The sequence below is a fragment of the Streptomyces sp. A012304 genome, assembly GCF_026008495.1.
Classification (GTDB): domain Bacteria; phylum Actinomycetota; class Actinomycetes; order Streptomycetales; family Streptomycetaceae; genus Streptomyces.
Genome location: NZ_BQUN01000036.1, coordinates 1 through 3,727, shown reverse-complemented (window position 1 = coordinate 3,727; position 3,727 = coordinate 1). Strand labels below are relative to the sequence as shown.

The following is a 3,727-nucleotide window of genomic DNA, read 5'->3' as shown; positions in this document are numbered from 1 at the left end:
CGGCGCCGCACCTCCCAGGTGACAACAAGACTGCCTATGTGACAACTACCGTGCTTCGGCTCATCGAACTGGGGCAAATACTCGGTGACGAACTTGCGACCGAACTCCCGCTTCATGAACGCGTTCGAGGTCAGCTGCGCGACATGCCCGCCGGGGACCGCGAGCGAGAACATGAGATCACAGAACGGCAGCGCCAACGGGAACTTCCCTGCGGCCACACGCGGATATGCCTTGCGGATCAGATCGCGCTGCTGGGCGTCGGCCACCGTGATGTAGGGCGGGTTCCCGACGACGCAGTGATACTGGCCGCGCTCGAGCAGCGGCTCGCCTCGGTCCAGCAGGGAGTTCGCACAGGCCACTTGGACGGGCCACGAGTGGGGCAGCTGGTCGAGGCGGCCACGGAGAATCGAGGCGCTGATGGCCAGAAGTCGGTACCGGGCGAGGAGCACCGCATAAGGGTCCAGGTCGACGCCGTGGACGGTCCGCAGAGCGCGCTCAATCGATGCCCGGGCGTCGATCGGTGCCCCGTGCCCGCGGCCGCGGCGGCGGTAGACGCGGGCGGCGTGAAAGGCGCTGAGCAGGATGTGCCCCGTGCCGCAGGCCGGGTCGATCATGCGGATGTTCTGAGGGCCCACCTCGTCGGTCGCCGGCTCCAGCGAGAGCTCCAGGAGGAGTTCGGCGATCCACGGCGGAGTCTGGCACAGGGCTCTCGACCCGCGCGCGTCGTGCGACAGCGCCTGGTAGGCGTCCCCGAGCCGGTATCCGTCGACCCGGTGCGGCCCGTCGTCGATGGCAGCCCCTGCTTCCCAGAACTCGGCGAGGGCTGTCCAGGAAGTCGTGTTGGGCGGTGAGGTCCAGAGCGGCACGACCTGCGGGTCGAGGAAGCCGGCGAGCCCGGGGTGGGCGCCGGCCAGCTCGTCAAGGATCCGGCGTACGGCATCGGGTGAGGTCGGCGGCTCGGTTGTGGAGACCAGGCCGTGCCGGACGCAGTGGTGGGTGACTGCGGTCGCGTGGGCCCAGGAGACCGCAGTCGCGGTGCCGACGTCGTCGGCGAGGCGCTGGACGAGGCGCTCATAGGCGCGGGGGGAGGGAGGGGTGCTGTTCATGAGGTTGTGGTCCAGGACTGGGAGCGAAGTGACATCGAGATCGTTCAGAGGAGCTAGTCGAGGATGAACTGCCCGAGTCACACGAGGAGCAGGACGGTCACGCCCAGGGTGATTGCGGCCTCGGCGTTTCCGGTGCTGGACCAGACGATGACGGTGATGGTCGCGCCGAGGACAAGACCGAGAAGAAAGCGGTGCGAAGTGCGCATTGTGATTCCTTGAACAGTGAGCGGGCCGGGGCGTCCGCGTAGGAGGGTGGGAGGGGTTGCTCACCGTGTGACGAGCAGTGCGCCGTTGGGCTGGACGGTCACCTTCATGCCTTCGCCTCGAAGAAGGGCCGAGCACAGAAGGCGCACCCCGCCAGTGCTCCAGGCGGGATGGTGGTGATCGGGTTCCGCCTCCAGGTCCGGGGACCACCAGGTGACCTCGACGCTCTCGTGCCGGCATTCGACGACCACCCCGCTGCCCTGGAAGGTGCGGCGGTCGGCGAGGTGGACATGGGCGGCGAGCACCGTCAGCACCTCACGCCGAAGCGCCTCACCGGCCCGGTCGGGAGACACGGAGGGTGCTACAGGGCGGTAGACGGTGTGTCCGTGAGTGCCCTGCGAGATCACGACGGTCCGCCCAGGGCCTGCCAGGCTCCTTCGGCGGCCGGCAGCCACGCACAGCTTGCGCACGCTGCGCCCGTGTACGGGGCGGGGGTGGCGTGGGCTCGGGTCTGCCGCGTAGTGCTCGTCCGCTACCAGGGACATGGCGTGCGCGACATCCCGCACGCGCTCGGCGATCTCGCCCGCACCCAGGTCGTGTCCGTCGGCGTAGCGCCACAGTGCGGCGACTGCCCGGGCTGCCGGGGACGCGTCTGGGGCGTGCACCGTGCTGTCTCTGATGAGCCAGTCGACGACCTGCCCCGTGTACGGCGCCCTGAACGGGGCGCCTTCGAGAAGCTCCAGAAACTCCTGAGCTTCGGACTCGTCGGTGGCGGGCAGACGAGGTTCTGTCTGCATCGCAGACCTCCTCGGTGGGGGCACCGTCGCAGATCATGGACCGGTGCAACCGCAGTGGTTCGTTCGTGCCGAGCGGGGAGAGGCTTCACCCGCCGACCCGCCTCAAGTTACCGCAGTATATCCAATTAAGCAACTTCACCGGTGGTGGATGCTGCTCGGCGCATCACTGCAGAGCCGCCCAGGTCGGCGCGGGTGAATTTGAAAGACAACGGGACTTGGCTGCACCGCCGCAATTTTGTCGAGAAACGATAGGCAGAGAGAATCTGCTAATCCTCTGTGCCTTTTTCGTCCGCCTGCGGCTTTCCCCGTGTGAGGCGTCTACGGATCTCCTGGTAAATCGTCTCCCGATACCACATCGGCTCGAATACCTCCGGGCGCTTGCGGTCGCCCGGCCGCCGGTCAGGAGCTTCGATCTGACCCCGCAGGAGATACGACTGCATGGTGCGCCGCGATGCGGGCTTCCCACTGATCGCGTTCCCACGGATGACGCCGTACTCGGTGATGTTGAGCAAGTCCCTGGGGTCCCCTGCGGGAAGAGGCTTCGCGAACTGAGGCTCGCCGCCAGCGTAGGCCGCCCACACGCGGGGCCGGTGGACGCGCACCCACGCATCCACCGTCTTCGCGTCCCACCGCCCCTCCGACACTGGCGGCGGGAACGCGGCCGCCACGACCTTGCCGCTGGAGTCACGTCGTTCCGTGGCCTTGGTCCAGGCGTCCACGGCGTTGAAGGTCATGCCGAATCGCTTGGCCATCTCGGACCGGGTCTCGGTGACGGGCGCGACCGCGGCCTTCTTCTGCTGGCCTTTCCGGGGGCTGGTGACCGCGCCGGCCGCAGGCGTCTCCGGCCGGGGCGGCCAGTACTGCGGCCGCATGGCCTGCACCCACGCATCGACCAGCGCGACGTCCCACAGACCGTCCTCGCCCCTCGCCGGAAAGTTGACCAGCGTGGTCCACACGGCGGTGTCCTTCGGCTTAACCCCGTACCGGGCGCTGATCCCCGCTTCGTCGATGCGGCGGTTGGTCATGGACGTCCTTGAGGTCGGGGCGGGAGTGCATCGGACTACTGGTCGGACTTCGCAGCGGCAGCGCCGCGCCGGCCGAGGGGGCGGAGCAGGTACGGGCGGGCGGACTCGGGCGTCCACATCGGCTCGTCGACCTCAGGCGTCTTGCCGTCGTTCGGCAGACGGTCCGGGGGCGCCAGCAGGCCGCGAGAGCGGTACGCCCGCATCGTGGACAGGGCGGTCGGCTTGCTGCGGCCCTGTTCCTTGCCGTCGAGCTCGGCGATCTTCTCGAGGGTCAGCAGGCCCGGATTCTTCTCGAAGTACCGCTTCAGGGCCGCACTCGGCTCCCGCAGCTCACCTTCCGCCGGAGCAGCGGGGGCCTCCTTCCTGGCCTGTCGCGGGGTGGCGAGGAAGGGCAGGGCAGCCTCGGGCGTCCACATCGGCTCCTCCACCGGCGGCGTCTTGCCGTCGCCCGGCTTGCGGTCCGGTCGCGCCAGCTTGCCCTGAGAGATGTAGACCTTCAGGGTCGACAGGGCGGTCGCCTTGGGGCGGCCCTGTTCCCGGCCGTCGAGCTCGGCGATCTTCTCGAGGGTGAGCAGGCCCGGGTTCTCCTCGAAGT

At 68.6% G+C, this 3,727-nt stretch carries 4 protein-coding genes and 1 pseudogene; all 5 read right to left on the bottom strand.

From position 1 onward, the window contains the following. On the bottom strand, positions 1–1,106 hold a 1,106-nt coding region (locus ALMP_RS08275), incomplete at its 3' end, for an Eco57I restriction-modification methylase domain-containing protein (RefSeq protein ID WP_264925606.1). 77 nt (positions 1,107–1,183) lie between these two features. Beyond that, a complete protein-coding gene (locus ALMP_RS08270; protein ID WP_264925605.1) occupies positions 1,184–1,312 on the bottom strand; it encodes a hypothetical protein in 129 nt (42 codons plus the stop codon). Between the two features lie 60 nt (positions 1,313–1,372). After that, on the bottom strand, positions 1,373–2,107 hold the full coding sequence (locus ALMP_RS08265; RefSeq protein WP_264925604.1) for a hypothetical protein: 735 nt from the start codon (positions 2,105–2,107) through the stop codon (positions 1,373–1,375). A 266-nt stretch (positions 2,108–2,373) separates the two neighbouring features. Continuing rightward, on the bottom strand, positions 2,374–3,132 hold the full coding sequence (locus ALMP_RS08260; protein WP_264925603.1) for a hypothetical protein: 759 nt from the start codon (positions 3,130–3,132) through the stop codon (positions 2,374–2,376). 35 nt (positions 3,133–3,167) lie between these two features. Further along, positions 3,168–3,727: pseudogene (locus ALMP_RS08255) on the bottom strand (hypothetical protein); the annotation flags it as partial.

Bases quoted from the DNA above. Each gene is read 5' to 3' on its own strand.
- ALMP_RS08270 (WP_264925605.1), bottom strand. From the start codon at position 1,312: ATGCGCACTTCGCACCGCTTTCTTCTCGGTCTTGTCCTCGGCGCGACC.
- ALMP_RS08265 (WP_264925604.1), bottom strand. From the start codon at position 2,107: ATGCAGACAGAACCTCGTCTGCCCGCCACCGACGAGTCCGAAGCTCAG.
- ALMP_RS08260 (WP_264925603.1), bottom strand. From the start codon at position 3,132: ATGACCAACCGCCGCATCGACGAAGCGGGGATCAGCGCCCGGTACGGG.